The organism is Agaribacillus sp. DX54, assembly GCF_056858335.1.
In genome coordinates this window covers 43,665-61,407 of sequence record NZ_JBXEQE010000020.1, presented here as the reverse complement: position 1 = coordinate 61,407, position 17,743 = coordinate 43,665, and the positions used below count along the sequence as shown (strand labels likewise).

Here is a 17,743-nt window from a genome sequence, read left to right as displayed (position 1 = left end):
GTAAAGCGGGCAGTAGTTTAGGGTTAAATTAAACTAAGAGACCAAAAACATATTTAAGGTAATATTTAAACTAAATATACTAAAAGACTTAAAACCAATTGATTATGCTCAAAAAAGTTTTAAATCGACCTTGAATTTCGAGATTTTATCCAATTATTAACTTGAATATTAATAATAATTAATGACCTTTCAAAGAAAACTGGCTTAATTAATTTGCCTGTATAGCTCGCAAAATGCCCCACAAAAATCCGTGTTTTGAAATCCGTATCACCTGCGATTAACTCACAAATAAAGTAATTATTTATGTGAAATCCGTCAAAAAATTGTCTTAATCAAAGAATTGACGGGTTTTTTGTCTGTATCGCATAACAAATAAAAATCTATTTGAAAGCCGGGATTATAACTATTTTTAGAATCAATTCCCGCTCCAGGTCAATTAAATTTATGGCTCCCATTTTTTTTAACCTGCTTGCGGGAGCAAAACCGTGTCTGTGGCTACCCCACCAGGTAAAAAATTTCTTTGATAATCAGAATTTTGGAATCGGCCATCAGGCCGGCTGCATAAAAAAGGAGGCTATAAGAAAACTCAGGATGGATACGACAAAACCATACATGAAAATAGTATAAGAAATCCTCAGCATTTTGTACTTTTTACCTAAAACTATTCCCAGAAAATAAATGTCTCTGATTAAACTGCTGTACAGGTAATCTTTGTCCTTCATCATTTCTTTCATTCCCCATTCATAATCACCCAGGTCCATACTATGAAAATTTCCGAAAAACAAAAGGTTAGTCCGCTTGTTTACGATGTCTTCAGAAGTAAATTTACCCGATGAAACGTTGGGCCTGGTGGCAAATACCGCAAAAACGATGGTTAAAAGGCTTGTAATGGTTAATATCAGGGCAGGCACTATCAAATTGGGAAAATCATCAAACTTCCTGGTAAGTACTGTCATTAATATTGACAGGATGATGGAATTAATGGAAATCATAATATTGGCCTTGTTATCCGCCATACCACTTAATGTCAAATGGTTTTTTGAGGTAATGCGAAACATGGTTTCAATTCCCCTGGTTGGCCTTTGATTTTCCTCACTGAATTTCTCACGGAGTTTCTTAACCTCTTTTTCAAGATTTTTGACGTACTTTTTGTCCGATTTTAGCTCCTTTAATCTGGACTTGATCTTTTTTAAGTTTTGTTCTTTTCTGGGTTGTAAAACTTCCTTGCCATAAGTGGTGAAATAATCATGCTGGTTAAAAAATGCCACATTCATTTCCAGCCACTCAACATCATCCAGGGTCAAACCTTTGGTTTTTGCCATTTCTTTTTTCAGTTGCTCCGATTTGTCAAAGTATTGGTCAGAGGACAGATGATACAGGTCGGCATCGCACATCACTTCTTCCATGATATTGGTGGGTTTTTGGGGCATTTTAGTGGCTTCAATGATACCCACTACCTCGTCGATCCGGGTGGGGTCTACATTTTGCTTGATTAGAAAACTCCTGGCTATATTAATACTTTCCTCTTCATGAAGGTCGGATTTTCCGTTGTGATACCCCGTATCGTGAAGCCATGCCCCCAGCATGATGGTTTCAATCTGTTCTTCCGAAAGATGAATGGCCTTGGCAATCTCATAGCTTGCCGAGACTACATCCCTTGTATGCTGTGCATCGTGATAACACATATGACTAGGCATCTTCTTCTCCAGAATACTTTCAGCATACGTTCTGGTATGCTTCATCAAGGTGGTCTCTTCTGCAACAATCATGGATCAACTAGACTTGGTTTCTAACATTTTTGGGATTTAGCAGACCCTTTCAGCATCTAATGTAAATTATTCTTTCGGAAGTTCATATTTTTCCGGCAAATAAATTGTCCGCAGAAATAACATGAAAAGCCTTGAGATTGTTGTTAAAATTGTATTCAAATGTCGCTAATTGGACTAAATTAGTAGCGAAATCTATTTGTTGATTGCCCTGCATGCCTATGACCGCTCAAAGCTACTCGCTAAAAACCTATAAGATATCATTAGTATTGGTTTTGCTATTTGCTGCTGGTACGGTGAGTTGCTACCTGCCAAAAGAAGAAAAACCAGACCCGGAATTTGTACGTAAACAGGCAGAACGATTAGGTTACGACCTGGAGAATCCCAAAGAAAAAATCAAGTTGCATTACGACCTGCAGGAGATATCGGGCTTATCCATAGTAGAAAATGGGGTTTTGGCTTGTGTGCAGGATGAGCTGGGCAGGGTATATTTTTATGATCTAAATGAGAAAGAGATCATAAAAAATATCAAATTCGCCAAAAGCGGTGATTATGAGGGTATTGAAATTGTCAATGGAAATATCTATGTAGTGGAAAGCAATGGGACTTTGAGCCATTTTAACACTACCGGAGGTAATGAAAAGGAAGTAAAAGCAAACAGCATTAGGACACCGTTGACATTAAAAAACGATGTAGAAGGCCTCGGTTTGTTACCAAAATCCAACAAATTGTTAATAGCCTGTAAAGGACAAGCAGGCATTGGGGGTGAAAAGGTAAAAGGAAAAGCGGTATATGCCTATGACCTGGATGAAAACCAGTTTGAAATGCAACCCTTTTTGCGGATCAGAAAAAGTGATGTAACTAAATTCATGAAAAAAAATCCTGACAATTACACCATGGAAAAGGCCCCTGATTTTAAGCCGTCAGGTATTGCCGTTCATCCAAAAACCAATAAAATTTATCTATTGAATTCAGTAGGTAAATTATTGATTATTTTGGACGGGCAAGGGAATATCGAGGATGTAGCTGTTTTAAATCCAAAAACTTTCAGACAACCCGAGGGTATTTGCTTCGCACCCAATGGTGAACTCTTTATTGCCAGTGAAGGTGGTGGTGGCCGAGGATATATATTAACTTTTAGTTACCTCAAATAAACGCCCTGCAAAATCACAATCTCATATAAAAAAATAAATTGGCTTCAATGCCCTGGGGTTCTTCACTGACAGTGTAAAAGCCCGATCCGTCGACCTTCCAGCCTAGGGCCTCTCCCTGAGGTTCACGGAAATAAGGAAGCCTTACCGGTTCGGTTTGCAGTAAACTGACGATATTTTCATCTCCTTTCTTTTCCCAGTAATAGATGGCAGAATAGGTTTTAATTAACACTTCATTACCTTTGGCAGAAATATCACCACCTACCACATTCGATAAATTCATTGCTCCGACTTTCTTAAGCAGGTTGCTTTCGGTTGTGGAATATGGATACTCCAGCAGGTAAATGCCAACCTTAGGTTCACGTTTGGAAATGACGTATAAGTCTTTGCTCAGCGGGTCCAGCATCAAGGTTTCTGCATCTCTGATACCATCAGGGAATTCAAACCTGATGGTTTCTATACCCGTAATTTCACCGGTGATCTTTTCATCCACCGAAGATACGTCCGGCTCGATCATCCGGTAAATAGTTTTTTCCCGGTACTGGGCAACGTTATCGCCAATGTCGCCTATATAGATGTAGGTTTTCCCATCTTCCGGCCCGGGGCCGATAGCTATGTCTTCCCAATCCCTGTTTTTAATGCCCGCTAACTTAAAGACACCCCTATCATCGCCCTTTGAACCCACAAGGAATAATCTTGTTTGATCACCACTATCGTTGTGAGACCATATCAGATCAGGGTTGCTTCGGCTGACCACCAGCCCTGAGGCTTCTGACAGGTCTTCATTTTCAATAAGCCCCTGAGGGACCCCCGGTAAAAATGCCGTATCCGTCTCGATGACCACAGGGTTGGTATCAGGATCAGCAACAGGCGGTTGATCGTTTACGGTGTTCTCGTTGTCACCGCAGAACTGGAAACAACAGAGGCTTATACAGGCAAACAGGCAGGCAAGGATTTTATGATAGTAATAACTATTCACCGCTCATTTAATCAATCATAAAACTCAAAAGTAATCCAAGTTAGCAGCTTTTTAAAATTTATTGGGCAAACGAGGGAAAAATAAGCATTTACTTTATCTTGCAGCCTTAAATCTGAACATAACTAGTTTTAATTGACATGGATGGATCGGCCATTATACTCGCTAACGGTTTGCTCAACACGGATTACGCCAAAACTGCGCACGGTTTGATTCGTGGTACAGAAAGGTATGAAATTCTGGCGGTTATTGACCCTGAATCTGCAGGCATGGATGCCGGAGTCATCACTGACAATATTCAGCGTAATATTCCGGTTTTTGAAAGCATAAGTTCCATGAAACAGGCTGTTAACAGAAAAATAGATTATGCTATTGTAGGCGTAGCAACCAAAGGGGGCGTAATTCCGACCGGGTTGATGAATGATATTACCGATGCCATAAGAGAGGGCTACATCATCGTCAACGGGCTTCATCAATATTTAAGTGACAAACCTGAACTTGTAAAACTCGCCCAGGCTCACAACACTGAGTTATGGGATATACGCAAGCCTAAACCAGTCTCTGAGCTTAGATTCTGGACGGGAGAAATAACAAAAATTGACACACCTGTTATAGCTGTACTGGGTACGGATTGTGCTTTGGGTAAAAGAACCACGGCACGTTTTCTCAGAGACAGTGTCAGGAAAGCAGGGTTAAGTTGTGAAATGATATACACGGGACAAACCGGATGGTTGCAGGGAGGCGATTATGGATTTATTTTTGACGCCACCCTGAACGATTTTGTTTCCGGCGAAATGGAGCAAGCCATTGTATCCTGCCACCGGGCATTAAATCCGGATCTGATTATCCTCGAAGGTCAGGCCGCCATGTTAAACCCCAGCGGACCTTGCGGTCCTGAATTCATCATCTCAGGAAACGCAAAAGGCGTAATACTTCAACACAGTCCTGAAAGAGTATATTACAATGGGTGGGAAGACCTGAAACTGGAAATCCCCCCGATTCAACAAAACATAAACCTTGTGAAATCACTTGGTGCAGAGGTTTTGGCCCTCACGCTCAATACCAAAGATATACCTTATAAAAAGGCAAAACAGTATCAAATGGAGCATGAACACACCTGGCAAATTCCAGTGGCATTGCCGGTTGAGGAAGGCGTGGATAGCCTGATACCTGTATTGAAGGGCTACATTGAAAATTGTAAAAACAATAAGGCACATTGATAAAAGGAAATAGCCGGAAAGTAAATCAGGATGTCCGTAAATCGTCCATGGGGTCATAAAATTGCAAAACAGGAATATACGAGGCGGCTCGTAATTCCCGATATCCACGGTTGTATAAAATCCCTGGAGGGAATAATGAATAAGGTAAACCTGCAAAAGCGTGATCTACTGTTTTTTTTGGGTGACTATGTTGACAGGGGGCCATCCAGTTCAGGTGTATTGGATTTGATTTTGGATCTGCAAAAAAATAACTATGCTGTTTTTCCCTTGAGAGGGAATCATGAACAAATGCTGCTGGATACCGCCTTGTATAATCCTGAGGAGTTGGAAAACCAGGCCAGGATGAACAATACAAAGGATTTGTTGGATGGGAGTCAGTTGAAGACTGAATATTTCAATTTCCTGAGCACGTTGCCTTATTATTATGAGTTGGATGACTGCTTTTTGGTGCATGCAGGTTTTAATTTCGATGCACGAAATCCTTTTGAAGATTATTATGCCATGTTGTTGGTTCGTGGTTTTGTTCCCGACAATCGGTGGTTAAATGATAAGCCCGTAATTCATGGGCATGATCCCGCCACTATGGAGGAAATAGAGGGCAGCATAAAACATAAAAAATTAAAAATGCCTCTGGACAACGGCTGCGTCCACTACGGTATCCGCCCGGGCATGGGAAATCTGTTATGTTTAAATTTGGATACCATGCAATTATTGATTCAGGAAAACATCGATCACTAATCCATAAAAATATTGAACAAAATCACACTTGTTAATTCCGTTTTATTCCCGCTCTTCCTGGGCTTTATGATTTCAGGATGTACTTCCTTAAAACCTAAAAAACTCGCAAGAACCCTGGAAAAGCAATTCCATCAATCAAAAGTCTTTAACCAGTACTTCATGGGCTTTTCTTTGTATGACCCGGAATCGAAATCCACCATTTACGAGTCCAACAGCGCCAAATATTTTACCCCTGCTTCCAATACAAAACTATTCACTTATTATGCCTGTATAAAATACCTTGAAGACAGTATACAGGCGTTGAGGTACAAGGAAAAGGAAGACTCTTTGATTTTCTGGGGTACCGGTGACCCTACTTTTTTACACCCTGATTTACATCAAAATAAAAAGGTTTTTGATTTTCTGAAAAACTATCCCGGGGTGTTGGTCTTTTCTGATAAAAACTATTTTAACGAAAGACTTGGGCCGGGGTGGGCCTGGGATGATTATCCGTATTATTTCTCCGCTGAAACCGCCCCTTTTCCTATATACGGAAACGTTGTGAGATTTTCGAAAGTCCCAATGGCGCGCCTAAAGATAGCTCCGGGAATCTTCTTTGACTCCACTTTCAACAAGCCTTTTAATCTTGCTCATCAATCGGGTGTCATGAGGGATGAGTATACCAATAAATTTTTCTACCTGCCCTGGAAAAAATCTGCTGATACCACAGACATCCCCATAAAATATTCTATTTCAACACTTCTTAATCTGTTGCAGGATACCTTGGAAAGGCAGGTGGTCTATAAGCGCATACCGGTTGACACCACCAACAGCATCATGTATAGCATTCCTGCTGATAGCGTTTACAAAAGAATGTTGCAGGAAAGCGATAACTTCCTGGCAGAACAATTATTGTTATTGGTTGGGGACAGGATCAATGATTCCCTAAGCACTAAAAACACCATAGCATTTTTGCAGGATAGCCTGTTGGCAGATTTTCCTGATAAACCGATTTGGGTTGATGGTTCTGGCCTGTCCAGATATAATCTGTTTACCCCGAGAACCATGGTCAGGTTATTGGAAAACATTTATTATTCCGTTCCCGAAGAGCGATTGTTTCAATTACTGCCGGCCGGGGGAGTAAATGGCACTTTGTCTTCCTGGTATGCTGATAATGAAGCATACATTTTTGCCAAAACAGGGACTTTGAGTAACAATCATTGCCTGAGTGGCTACCTGGTCACTAAAAGTGGGAAAAGGCTTATTTTCAGCTTTATGCATAATAATTTTCCTTTTTCTTCGTCGGTGACAAAGAGCGCTATGGAGGGTATTTTGGCTTTTGTCCGGGATAATTATTGAAGATGGAATAGCGGGTAAAATAAAACTATCCTGAACATGTTACATAAACCCTCAAAAAAACGTTCCTTCGGGACAAAATGTCGGTAGCAAAACGTTGATGAGACTGCATATCAGATCAAAAGGGGAAGCAAAGCAAGCAGTGTTGTATGACATATTATTCCAATTATTCCAGGAAAATAGTTTTTCCGGTTCTGGCGGAAAGTTTAGCGGCTTCGAGAATTTCCATAACCATCATGTTATTTTCAAGAGATGATAAATCGTACTTACCCACCGATGCGCCCCGGACAACCGCGGCAAGGTAGGAGAATGGATCATCAACCGGTTTGGGAAGTGGATCGGCAACCAGCTTTTGCTCTTGTCGATCAATGCCAAGGCGTACACGCATGTTTTCACGGTTGGCATTCACGATGTATCCGGTAGTTCCGTAGATTTCAATATCCTTTCTATGTACAGGCCAATTCCAGGAAGCTTGTATGATGCCTTGTGATTTCGGGTAAGTAAGAATAATGGTGGCTTCATCTTCGACTTTCGGATATATTTCCGGTTTGAATTGCTGAATGACTGCTGTTACCGAAATCGGTTTCAGGCCCTTCATTAACCAGGTGATAAGATTAGCCCCGTAACAGCCAAAATCGGTAAGCGCTCCGCCCCCATTCTGGACAGGGTCGGTAAGCCACTCCAAAAACTCCTGGTTTACCCCGATTTCCTTAGGGCCCGGATGTCCGTCATTGACCATTATTTTTCTTATACTACCGATGGCCCTTTCCTCATGAATCATCTGGTAGGCACGATGATTGGAACCATACCAGGTTGTCTCATAATTTGTCAGCAAATGAATGTCGTGTTGCTTGGCGAGCTTTTCCATTAACACGGCATGTTCGAGGTTTACCGCCAGTGGTTTTTCCACCATAACATGAATGCCTTCAGGAGCACAAACCTGCACCACCTTCAAATGATCGTAGATGGTATTAAAGGCAGTAACAGCCTCGGGCTGGGCTTTCTCTATCATCTCTTCTATGGTATTATACACCAACTCCATAGGATAACCATGCCTTTTGGCATATCTTTCGGCGAGAGATCTGTTGGGCTCCACAATACCCACAATTTCAATATCTCCTCGATCTTCCCTCCCTAAAATCCAGTGAACATGTGAATGGGTCAGCCCTACGACACCCACTCGCAGTGGTTTTTCGCTACTTTCCCGGGCATATGCAGAGGTGGTATGGATCAAGTGCGAGGCCAATACGATAGAAAAAATAAAAAAGAATTGACGCATAGTTAATTTTATAATTGATAAAACATCAGGTTCCGGAACCCATTTTTATTGACATCCATGCAGCTTCAACCGCCGTATCTCCTTCATACAAGATAATTCCGGACTGGCTTATCAGCTTTTCACCTATTTTATTGTTCCTGATTTTATAAGTGACAGGGGTATCATAGTTCACCCCCCTTAAAAATTTAGCGTTTTTAATACTCACCAAGGCAAATATTCCATCCGCCAAGGCCAGTTTTCTTACACCGGCTCCTCCACACTGGGCTATGGATTCGATGAGTATCATTCCGGGTACATAGCCTTGTTCAGGAAAGCTCCCTCTTAAAAAGGTATTGGTGCCATCAAATGTTTTAACACCGACAATTTCCTTTTCATTGGCAGAAATTATCCGGTCTACAAACAAAAAGGAAGCTCGGTGAGGTAATAGTTTTTCTATCTCATTCATTGGCCGAAGATTAAAGCAAGCTATTGTAATTTAGTTAAAATCAGAGGTATTAAGAAAGCATGGCAGGATTTAATTTTTTCTCAGGGCATTCGGATTACGGCCAAATTTTTGCCTGAATGCTTTGGAAAAATTTGCTGTTTGCCTGTACCCGGCAATAGCAGCAGCCTCAGTTCCTGATTTTTCGGTTTCCAGCATGAGCCGATAGGCATATTTTAGTCTCATTTGTAAGAAGCCGTTGTAAAAACATCTTAATGGAGGACTATTTCTCTTAGTGTTTTTGTCTTCGATGGGGCTTTTTTTAACCATAAAGTTCCCAAGATTGGTGGGGTCGAGCCTCAAATGCAGATAAATTTACAGCGCATAGTGCGAGCGGACGTGGCTGTTGCACAGCTCATTATTAGGTGACGCATTTATTTTCGTTTTAGTCATAGTATGACTTCGAGTCATACTATGACTGGTGATCTCCGGTGTTTCATCCGGCTCACCTTTGCAAGTACGCAGGTTAATCGAAATATACTGGTTTTTCCGGATCATCCAGGTACTCAAACATCAAATCAACCTGAGAAGGTATGTTCCTGTCCATGGACAACGCTGGAATACCATTCCGGGCAAAAAAACCCACATCAAGCGTTTCTGTCCCGGTTTTTATATGGCCTCCCGAAAAATCACATAAAATAAAAAATTTGTAGACATAAAACGGCTGGGGTGGATGATCGTGGCATTTTTTGTCAACAATAGCCAAAATCCGATTTGGGGTAACCTCGATGCCGGCTTCTTCCCTTACTTCTTTTGCCGCTACTTCTGATGGCGTATACCCTACATCGGCCCATCCTCCCGGCAGGGCCCAGCGCCCATCGGCAGACTCCTTTACCAGCAAAATCTTGTTTTCATGAAATACCACCGCCCTGATATCCACCATAGGTGTTTGGTATCCGGTTTGATTGGCAAATAAATCCCTGATAACCTCCACTTTTTCATCTGTAATTAAATGCATGAGAGCCACTCTGATGGTTCTTAGTTCCTCGAATCGCTCCATGTCATATGGATTCTCCGTGTAAGTAATGCCGGCCTGGGCTATGGCCTGAATGCGCTTGGTTAAGTTTAAAAACCGGTGTTTTTTCATCATCGATCTTTATATCGTAATTTAAAATAGATTAATGTAACTGCCAGAATAAGTGTGACCACATTGGCAGCTATTATGGGGTATTCATTGATCATTATACCATAGATCAACCACAAGACAACACCACCGGTAAAAAACAGGAACATGCCCAACGACAGGCTCGCTGCTGACTTGCTTTTGTAGGTTTTCACTACCTGGGGTACAAAAGCAACGGTCGTGCAGAAAGCAGCAATATAACCTAATAATTCCGCATACATGATATCATTCGTTTACTTGGTTTTGGTGAAAGCAGAAAGCAGTACTGCAATAAAAGTCATTAAGACAATAAAACCGAGCCCATAATTCAAATTTGCCTCTTCCGCGATAAATCCGATGACTGGCGGACCAATTAAAAAACCCACATAACCCAGCGTAGCAACCATGGCAATGCCAGTCCCGGGAGCAATCCCTTTCACCGTGGCTGCGGCACTAAATAGAACGGGAATCATCAGGGAAAAACCGAACCCTGCAACGGTGAATCCTAAAATTGCCGGTAACGGGCTGGAGATCACCACTGCCAAAGCCAATCCAAGGGTAGCGATAACACCACAAACCTTTAGAATTTTGTTTTTTCCATATTTAGGGATCACACTGTCTCCATAAAACCTTCCCAGGGTCATGGCCAAAGAAAACCCGGCATAACCAAGGCTGGCCTCCATCTTGTTGCCCAGGGCAGCGTTTTTGATAAAAACAGCGCTCCAATCGGCAATCGCCCCTTCTGCAATCAGGATACAAAAAGTAATAAGGGCCAGTCCCAATATGGGGCCTTTGGGCAGAACAAAAGCCTTGCCCGCCTCATGATCGTCTTTAATTTTTGAAAGTGTAGCAATAAGTAAGACGGATAAAGTCAACATCAGCCCAGCCGCCATGATCATATGCGTCGGGTGATGGACTTCCTTTTGTGCGATAAATCCGGCAATACCAGCGCCAATCATACTCCCCATACTCCACATTCCGTGGCTGGTCGACATGATTGAAACTTTATACTTTTTTTCGACGGCAGCGGCGGCGGCATTCATGGCAATATCAGTGGCGCCATTGGTCAGGCCAACCAACACCAGGAAGAATGTTAACCAGAACAAAGAATCAGCCATCACCGGCGGTACCATGCAAAGGCAATACAAGATGACAAAAAGATAAGACAATTGCCCGGCACCCCGCTTACTCAGCAGCCAGCCCATAAACGGCATGCTGATCATCGCACCAATAGAAAGACCCAGAAGAGCAATCCCCAATTGGGCTTCAGATAATTGCAACCTGTCCTTGACATCAGGTATCCGGGCGGCCCAATTGCCAAACATAAAACTGTTGATCGCAAAGACAAGACCTACCGCTCGGCTTGGGGCATGGGAAAAATATGAGCTTAAGTTACCAATCAAGGAGCAATGCGTTTAAAAGGCCAGAACATTTGATTTATGGATACTGATATACCGGCTGGCATTACTATTGACAAAATCAATCACCGTAAAATCAGGCACTACATAACGTGCCCCAACTGATTTCAGCACCGGCTGCATGGATTGTTTATTGATGCCAATAGGATACATTCCCGCTTTGGCGGCTCCGGTGATACCGCTGATGGAGTCTTCAAACACAACACAGTCCGCCGGTTTTACGCCCAGCTTTTCTGCCGCCAGCAGAAAAGGTTCCGGATGGGGTTTCCCTTGTTTTACCATGTCAGCGGTTACCACCTGATGGAAAAAGCTTGTTAAAACAAGTTCTTCAAACACTTTGGAGACTTTCTTTAAATAACCACTGGTAACCAGTCCTACCGGTATGTTATTGTCTGATAATTTTACTAAAACATCATGAATACCATTAATAAAATGATAGGACAGGTTCGCCTCAGTTTCATGGATTTCATGCATCAGGGACTCCAATTCGGAATCGATAAGCATCGGAAAGACTTTTTCGATGGTCAACCAAACCGGACATCCGTGGATGTACTCGTCCATTATTTTTTCCGAAATTGTAAAACCTTTGTGGTTAGCCCAGCGTTGCCAAAATGCTTCTATTCCCGGCTTGGTGTCGATTATCACCCCGTCCATGTCAAATATTACTGCCTGATATTTATCATTCATTGTTAATTTCTTTTTAAACCCCCGCAACATTTGCGGTTTTTTGGATATTTTTTTAAAATTACCTAAATTTATGCATAATAAAAATTAAATACACGCAAATACACGCAAATGTTAAAGCACGAAAGGAAGAAATTTATTTTAAACAAATTATCCAGTGATCAAAAGGTACTGATTCAGGATCTTTGCGAGGATCTGCAGGTGTCAGATGATACCATTCGAAGGGATTTGAAAGAGCTTTCGGAGATTGGTTTGCTGGAAAAAGTGCATGGGGGTGCCCTTCCAAAATCCCCGATTCCATTTGAATATACGCAACGTGAAGATTACGCCGTCAAAGACAAAAAAATCATTGCCACCAAAGCCGCAAAACTGATAAAACATGGCCAGACAATTTTGCTGGATGGCGGCACCACCAACCTGGAATTGGTACGGGCCCTGCCCGAAGACCTGGAGATTACGATTTTTACCAACAGTTTTCCACTCGCCAATGAGTTAATGCACCACCCTGGCATCGAGGCCTATTTTCTAGGGGGCAAAATTGACCGGAAATCCAGGGTGGCGCTGGGTGTCGAGGTGATTGAAGCGCTGAAAGGGATCAGGGCTGATTTATGTATGCTCGGTATATGCAGTATCGATCACAAAGCAGGCGTAACCATGAGAAGCAGAGAGGAAGGTGCCGTGAAAAAAGCTTTCATGAAAAGTGCCAATAAAACTATCGCGCTGTCTACTTCGGATAAGATAGGAACTGCCGAAACTTACGTGTTGTGTGATATCGGGGAAGTGGATGTTCTCATCACCGATAATGGCCTCCGTAACCGGGTAAAAGCTAAATTTATCAATAGAGGTGTAAAGGTATTGTAGTATTCTTTTCTATACTTACTTTTTGAAATTTGAAAATGGAGCACGCCTGAAATTAATGCCAATGCCTGGTATTCAGGAAAATACCAATAACATCCTGAAACCGTACCAGGGTTTAATTCACTGGGCCTTCGCTACGGGCTCGCCTGAAAATGTCGATGAACGCACCAGCCGGCTGAAATCTCCTGTTGCCATTGATATTATTTAATTGGTGATGGTTTCATTATTTTACTACCTTTCCCGATACATGATTTTTTAAGTTTGATTTATTATGGGTAAACAGATCTTCCTGTGGAAAAAAGCCTCAAGGCATTGGTAAAACCAGATATTAGATGGCAGGCTTATAGGGTAGTAAAATCGTGCACTAATAAAGAAGATTTTGAAGCTCATTTTTTAAAGAACCCAAGGTCCAATGAGAATCGAAATAGAGTCATTGTCAAAAGTCTACCCCAATGGTCACCGGGCACTCAGCGACGTAAATCTGACCATTGAAAGTGGCATGTTTGGCTTACTGGGCCCCAACGGTGCCGGTAAATCCAGTTTGATGCGGATATTGGTAACTTTGCAGGAATATACAAGCGGAAAAATCACCATTGATGGCCTGGATATTAACAAACACAGAAAAAAAATAAGAACCCTCTTAGGCTACCTGCCACAGGACTTTACCTATTTTTAATGTCACTGCCACCGATACCAATATCAATTTTCAGGCTTACATCTACTACCCGTTGCTAATCAGCTTTCCTAATATCATCTTTACCACCAGCCTGTCTTTCCTGCTGGTCAGCGTACTGCGAAATCAAGCTATCGGCATTATCTTTCTATTGGGCCTGGTGGGTGTAATCCTCATCTATTTTCAAGGCAACTATTATTTCCTTCCGGACTACATCGCCTTTAAATTGCCCCTGTACGCTTCCGATATAGCAGGTTTCAGCAACCTGAACCAACTGGTTTTGCATAGAACCATTTATCTCTGCCTTGCCGGTGCATTTTTTCTGGCTACCATTTCATTTTTCCCGAGATTACCTCAGCGAAAAGTGAACAGGCTAGCATCAGCCATACTTACCATTTTGTTTTTATCGGGCACTACAGGGTTGGTATGGGTTTATCTGGAAAAAGAAATAAATGATAAGGCACTCAGAAAAACCATGATTGCCCTGAACGGCGAAATGGCAGAGACCCCTAATATTGACATTATATCCTGTTATCTTGACCTCAATCATTCGGAAAATACAATAAGTTGCGGGGCAAGGATGATTGTACAAAATAATCAGGTACATCAGTTAAAAAAACTCTTTGTAACATTAAATCCTGAATTGTCGGTGAACAGGCTGATCTTCGAAGGGCGTGCGTTGAATTTCACCAGGAAGTCACACCTGATCCTATTCGAAATCCCGGTACCGATTCTTCCGGGAGAGAAAAAATCTTTGGAAATACAATACGAGGGTGGTATAAATGAAGCGGTTTGCTATCTCGATATCCACGGAGACCGTTATGAAAAACCCCGGGCAACATTCATGTATAACATCGACAAACGCTTTGTCTTTCTGGAGCCTGATTACGTTTTGCTCACCAAGGATGCACTTTGGTATCCGCAGGCATGGGTGGGGTACAACAAGACAAGCCCGGGAACCGGAAATCATAATTTTATTGACTTCCGGTTGAAGGTAAATACCAGGGAAAACCTGACAGCCATATCCCAGGGAAAAGTAATGAACGAGGCTCCGGGAGTTTATGCGTTTTCACCCGAGGTTCCTTTGCCACAAATCTCGCTGATCATCGGTGACTACGATCAAAAAAGTATCACAGTCGACAGTACTGATTTTAACCTCTTTTTTCATGAGAAGAATGATTATTTCAGTGAATACTTCGATCAGCTACAGGATACCTTAGCGACGCTTGTCCGCGACTTGAGAAATGGATATGAGCAGGATCAGAACATGAAATATAATTTTTCACGGTTTCAACTGGTAGAAGCCCCGGTTCAGTTTTATGCGTTCACAAACTTATACGAAAATCATCAGGCATACATTCAGCCGGAAACCGTTTTACTGCCAGAAAAAGGCGGCGAAATATGGGAGCTTGACTTCAAAAGCCAATTCAAGGTGATGAATCACCAGACCAGAATAAATAACCACGTGATGGATGGCAAAGACAAGCAGGCCAATATTTTCAAAAACTTCGTAAAATCCGTTTTAACCAAACAGCAAAACTCCTGGCAGTTTTCCTGGCGAGGCGGCAATAATGCAGAAGGGGCAAATTACGCTGTTTTTCCCAACCTATATTGGTATCAAACTGGTATAAATAGTAAAAAATGGCCATTACTCAATAAAAACCTGGCAGATTATTTGAACCAGGAAGCGCAGGTCGACGATAACATGTCCAGAAACTGGAGGGGTATTTCTTTCACCGAAGATTGCAACAGCCTGATGCGGGAAAAAAATCTGGAAGACATTTTGTCACAGGAAGAAAGCTTTGACAAAGTCTCCGGAATTATAAAGCTGAAGGGCGATTATCTATTGAAACACCTGGAATTGCAAATTGGGAAGGAAGCATTTAAATCTTTTCTCTATCAAATGATTGCAGAACATGCGCATCAAACCCTATCCTACGATGACTTCAGGACCGCAGTTTTGAGACGGTTTCAGTTCGACATCGAACCCATTATCGATCAGGTATACTCACAGGTCGAACAACCCGCATTTATTATTTCCGATATCAGTGATTATCAGGTAAGAGACGGTGACCGCAACAGGTTTCAGGTAGCTTTCAGGGTGGAAAATGTAGAAGATGTGGATGGAATGATCAAAGTACAATTTCATTATAACCGTCAAAGTGCCGCATTTGCACCTCCGGACATGAATGATAAAGCGAGTGTATCTTTTATTCCCAAAGGACAGCAAAAAGAAATTCGTTTCCTGCTGGATGAAAGGCCTGACCGGATTATGATCAACACTTTAATATCCAGGAACATTCCCTCAGTGATTAATTTACCACTAGGGCAATTTGAAATGAATCAAAAACAGCAACCACTGTCAGGTGAAATCATCCTCCTGAACAATGAAGAGGCCGCAATCACGGAAATCATAATCGACAATGAGGACCCTGGTTTTACCACCTTTACCCCCATCCGCGAACCCTATTTGAGAAAGATGATTCTTAAAAGGAACAATGAAAACAGATCGGTATTTGCAGATGCGGTGAAATGGGTTAAACAATAAATAATCAAAACTCAAAATGAAAATATCTCATCAAATCAGAAAAATTATCAGGGCGCTATTGCTACTGCCAGTCTATTATTCTCTCAATCTGTTGCCGGCCTTTGGCCAGCGCGTATTGACCCTGGCAGAATCATTGGAAATTGCAAAGAGTAACAGCCCTGATATCAAAAGATCCATACTCAACCTCGAAAGTAACAGGAAGACACTCGATGCCCAGCAAGCCAGTTTAAAATCCAGGTTTTCTTTGGAAATCACACCTTTCGATTTTAACAGAAGGCGTGTTTTCGATGAATTTTTTTCTACCTGGAATACAAGTGAAGACTATAATTCATCCGGCACCTTTTCGGTGATTCAGCCAATTACCAAAACGGATGGAACCCTCTCCCTTAACAACACTTTCGGATATCGCGATAACTTTAGTGAATTCCAGGATATGCGGACCAAAACCTATTACAACAATCTCTACCTGCAACTGGATCAGCCAATTTTCACTTACAACCGAACCACTTTACAGCTAAAGGAATTAGAGTTAAACCTGGAAAATGCACAGATAAGTCATTCGATACAATTACTAAATCTGGAAAAAAATGTAACCCAGGGTTTTTATGATGTATATCAGCAACAAAACGCCGTGCAAATTGCTATGGATGAACTGGAAAATCAGCAGACCAGCTTTGATATAACAAAAAATAAGGTGGAGGCTGGTCTTTTAGCGAAAGAGGAACTCTACCAGGCAGCGCTTAACCTCGCGAGCAGTAAATCGACATTGCAAAACCAACAGGTGACCCTTGAAAATTCCAGGGACAATTTTAAAGTGATGATCGGCATGTCAATTTACGAAGACATCAATATACTGGCAGATGTGGGCTTAAGTCCATACCAAATCGATCTGCAAGAGGCTATCGAACATGCGCTGGAGCAAAGGCAGGAATTAAGACAACGTGAAATCGACATTGAAAGATCCCAGTTTGAGCTGATAAGAACCAATGCCCAAAATGAATTTAAAGGAAACATCGCCCTCTCAATGAGTATCTTTGGTGACGATACAAAGTTCGGTGAGGTATACGAGTCACCGACCAATAATCCAAGGGTAGCGGTTTCATTCAACATCCCGCTTTGGGATTGGGGAGAAAAAAGGGCCCGTATGGCCGCATCAAGGGCCAACCTCGAAGTCAGCAAAGTCGACCTCGCGGATCAAAAAAATGACATCATCATCAACATCCGGCAGGTATACAGAAGTTTGCAAAATCTCGAAACCCAAATTGACATCGCCTGGCAAAATGTAAAAAATGCCGAACTGACTTATGAGATAAATCTGGAGAGATACCAAAACGGGGATCTCACAAGCATGGATCTCAATCAGTTTCAGATCCAGCTATCTGACAAAAAAATGGCTTTATCAAACGCATTGATAAGTTACAAACTGGAGTTATTGAATTTAAAAATTCAGTCTTTATGGGATTTTGAAACACAGCAGTCTATCCTTAACACCTCATTTAGTCCAAATAAGTAAA

The 17,743-nt window shown here is 41.9% G+C and carries 18 protein-coding genes; 9 read left to right on the top strand and 9 right to left on the bottom strand.

The features are described from left to right. Positions 1-548 precede the first annotated feature (548 nt). Positions 549-1,769 (bottom strand): Pycsar system effector family protein, encoded by a 1,221-nt coding sequence (locus AC04NP_RS19625; RefSeq protein ID WP_482861635.1) that lies wholly within the window; start codon positions 1,767-1,769, stop codon positions 549-551. A gap of 218 nt (positions 1,770-1,987) precedes the next feature. Between AC04NP_RS19625 and AC04NP_RS19620 the strand changes: the two genes are divergently transcribed. Continuing rightward, on the top strand, positions 1,988-2,920 hold the full coding sequence (locus AC04NP_RS19620) for an SdiA-regulated domain-containing protein (RefSeq protein WP_482861634.1): 933 nt from the start codon (positions 1,988-1,990) through the stop codon (positions 2,918-2,920). 13 nt (positions 2,921-2,933) lie between these two features. Here the strand turns inward: AC04NP_RS19620 and AC04NP_RS19615 are convergent, their stop codons facing one another. Beyond that, positions 2,934-3,896: a hypothetical protein gene (locus AC04NP_RS19615; RefSeq protein ID WP_482861633.1), complete on the bottom strand. Its 963-nt coding sequence runs from the start codon at positions 3,894-3,896 to the stop codon at positions 2,934-2,936. Between the two features lie 137 nt (positions 3,897-4,033). Here AC04NP_RS19615 and AC04NP_RS19610 point away from each other — a divergent pair, with 137 nt between their 5' ends. The 3 genes from AC04NP_RS19610 to AC04NP_RS19600 are packed head-to-tail and all read left to right on the top strand — an operon-like array spanning position 4,034 to position 7,189. After that, positions 4,034-5,113, top strand: a complete 1,080-nt coding sequence (locus AC04NP_RS19610) for an N-acetyltransferase DgcN family protein (RefSeq protein WP_482861632.1) — start codon at positions 4,034-4,036, stop codon at positions 5,111-5,113. A 30-nt stretch (positions 5,114-5,143) separates the two neighbouring features. Then, the gene (locus AC04NP_RS19605; protein WP_482861631.1) at positions 5,144-5,851 is read left to right on the top strand and encodes a metallophosphoesterase family protein; all 708 of its coding nucleotides are present in this window, start codon (positions 5,144-5,146) and stop codon (positions 5,849-5,851) included. 12 nt (positions 5,852-5,863) lie between these two features. After that, entirely contained in the window at positions 5,864-7,189 is a 1,326-nt protein-coding gene (locus AC04NP_RS19600) for a D-alanyl-D-alanine carboxypeptidase/D-alanyl-D-alanine-endopeptidase (protein WP_482861630.1), read from the top strand. 163 nt (positions 7,190-7,352) lie between these two features. Here the strand turns inward: AC04NP_RS19600 and AC04NP_RS19595 are convergent, their stop codons facing one another. The 7 genes from AC04NP_RS19595 to AC04NP_RS19565 all read right to left on the bottom strand — a co-directional run bounded on the left by AC04NP_RS19595 (position 7,353) and on the right by AC04NP_RS19565 (position 12,153). Then, positions 7,353-8,465, bottom strand: a complete 1,113-nt coding sequence (locus tag AC04NP_RS19595) for a Gfo/Idh/MocA family protein (RefSeq protein ID WP_482861629.1) — start codon at positions 8,463-8,465, stop codon at positions 7,353-7,355. A gap of 25 nt (positions 8,466-8,490) precedes the next feature. Beyond that, on the bottom strand, positions 8,491-8,910 hold the full coding sequence (locus AC04NP_RS19590) for a 3-hydroxyacyl-ACP dehydratase FabZ family protein (RefSeq protein ID WP_482861628.1): 420 nt from the start codon (positions 8,908-8,910) through the stop codon (positions 8,491-8,493). Positions 8,911-8,979: 69 nt separating this feature from the next. Then, positions 8,980-9,216, bottom strand: a complete 237-nt coding sequence (locus tag AC04NP_RS19585; RefSeq protein WP_482861627.1) for a helix-turn-helix domain-containing protein — start codon at positions 9,214-9,216, stop codon at positions 8,980-8,982. A 196-nt stretch (positions 9,217-9,412) separates the two neighbouring features. Beyond that, a complete protein-coding gene (locus tag AC04NP_RS19580; protein ID WP_482861626.1) occupies positions 9,413-10,036 on the bottom strand; it encodes an NUDIX hydrolase in 624 nt (207 codons plus the stop codon). Continuing rightward, positions 10,033-10,290 carry a SemiSWEET transporter gene (locus AC04NP_RS19575; RefSeq protein WP_482861625.1) on the bottom strand — a complete coding sequence of 86 codons (258 nt, stop codon included), beginning with the start codon at positions 10,288-10,290 and terminating at the stop codon, positions 10,033-10,035. The genes AC04NP_RS19580 and AC04NP_RS19575 overlap by 4 nt, the downstream gene beginning before the upstream one ends. Before the next feature lie 12 nt (positions 10,291-10,302). Then, positions 10,303-11,451: an MFS transporter gene (locus tag AC04NP_RS19570; protein ID WP_482861624.1), complete on the bottom strand. Its 1,149-nt coding sequence runs from the start codon at positions 11,449-11,451 to the stop codon at positions 10,303-10,305. 12 nt (positions 11,452-11,463) lie between these two features. Further along, positions 11,464-12,153: an HAD family hydrolase gene (locus AC04NP_RS19565; protein WP_482861623.1), complete on the bottom strand. Its 690-nt coding sequence runs from the start codon at positions 12,151-12,153 to the stop codon at positions 11,464-11,466. A 108-nt stretch (positions 12,154-12,261) separates the two neighbouring features. Between AC04NP_RS19565 and AC04NP_RS19560 the strand changes: the two genes are divergently transcribed. From AC04NP_RS19560 to AC04NP_RS19540, 5 genes are all read left to right on the top strand, one after another. Continuing rightward, complete coding sequence (locus tag AC04NP_RS19560; RefSeq protein WP_482861622.1) at positions 12,262-13,011, top strand: DeoR/GlpR family DNA-binding transcription regulator; 750 nt, start codon at positions 12,262-12,264, stop codon at positions 13,009-13,011. A 22-nt stretch (positions 13,012-13,033) separates the two neighbouring features. Then, entirely contained in the window at positions 13,034-13,216 is a 183-nt protein-coding gene (locus AC04NP_RS19555) for a VOC family protein (RefSeq protein WP_482861621.1), read from the top strand. 204 nt (positions 13,217-13,420) lie between these two features. After that, positions 13,421-13,684 carry an ATP-binding cassette domain-containing protein gene (locus tag AC04NP_RS19550; protein ID WP_482861620.1) on the top strand — a complete coding sequence of 88 codons (264 nt, stop codon included), beginning with the start codon at positions 13,421-13,423 and terminating at the stop codon, positions 13,682-13,684. Positions 13,685-13,736: 52 nt separating this feature from the next. Beyond that, positions 13,737-16,229 (top strand): M1 aminopeptidase family protein, encoded by a 2,493-nt coding sequence (locus tag AC04NP_RS19545; RefSeq protein ID WP_482861619.1) that lies wholly within the window; start codon positions 13,737-13,739, stop codon positions 16,227-16,229. Between the two features lie 16 nt (positions 16,230-16,245). Then, positions 16,246-17,742: a TolC family protein gene (locus AC04NP_RS19540; protein WP_482861618.1), complete on the top strand. Its 1,497-nt coding sequence runs from the start codon at positions 16,246-16,248 to the stop codon at positions 17,740-17,742. The last annotated feature ends 1 nt before the right edge of the window (position 17,743 follow it).

What these genes read in the sequence shown, in the direction of transcription:
- AC04NP_RS19625 (WP_482861635.1), bottom strand. Translation starts at nt 1,769, where the DNA reads ATGATTGTTGCAGAAGAGACCACCTTGATGAAGCATACCAGAACGTAT.
- AC04NP_RS19620 (WP_482861634.1), top strand. Translation starts at nt 1,988, where the DNA reads ATGACCGCTCAAAGCTACTCGCTAAAAACCTATAAGATATCATTAGTA.
- AC04NP_RS19610 (WP_482861632.1), top strand. Translation starts at nt 4,034, where the DNA reads ATGGATGGATCGGCCATTATACTCGCTAACGGTTTGCTCAACACGGAT.
- AC04NP_RS19605 (WP_482861631.1), top strand. Translation starts at nt 5,144, where the DNA reads ATGTCCGTAAATCGTCCATGGGGTCATAAAATTGCAAAACAGGAATAT.
- AC04NP_RS19595 (WP_482861629.1), bottom strand. Translation starts at nt 8,465, where the DNA reads ATGCGTCAATTCTTTTTTATTTTTTCTATCGTATTGGCCTCGCACTTG.
- AC04NP_RS19590 (WP_482861628.1), bottom strand. Translation starts at nt 8,910, where the DNA reads ATGAATGAGATAGAAAAACTATTACCTCACCGAGCTTCCTTTTTGTTT.
- AC04NP_RS19585 (WP_482861627.1), bottom strand. Translation starts at nt 9,216, where the DNA reads ATGGTTAAAAAAAGCCCCATCGAAGACAAAAACACTAAGAGAAATAGT.
- AC04NP_RS19580 (WP_482861626.1), bottom strand. Translation starts at nt 10,036, where the DNA reads ATGATGAAAAAACACCGGTTTTTAAACTTAACCAAGCGCATTCAGGCC.
- AC04NP_RS19575 (WP_482861625.1), bottom strand. Translation starts at nt 10,290, where the DNA reads ATGTATGCGGAATTATTAGGTTATATTGCTGCTTTCTGCACGACCGTT.
- AC04NP_RS19565 (WP_482861623.1), bottom strand. Translation starts at nt 12,153, where the DNA reads ATGAATGATAAATATCAGGCAGTAATATTTGACATGGACGGGGTGATA.
- AC04NP_RS19560 (WP_482861622.1), top strand. Translation starts at nt 12,262, where the DNA reads ATGTTAAAGCACGAAAGGAAGAAATTTATTTTAAACAAATTATCCAGT.
- AC04NP_RS19550 (WP_482861620.1), top strand. Translation starts at nt 13,421, where the DNA reads ATGAGAATCGAAATAGAGTCATTGTCAAAAGTCTACCCCAATGGTCAC.
- AC04NP_RS19540 (WP_482861618.1), top strand. Translation starts at nt 16,246, where the DNA reads ATGAAAATATCTCATCAAATCAGAAAAATTATCAGGGCGCTATTGCTA.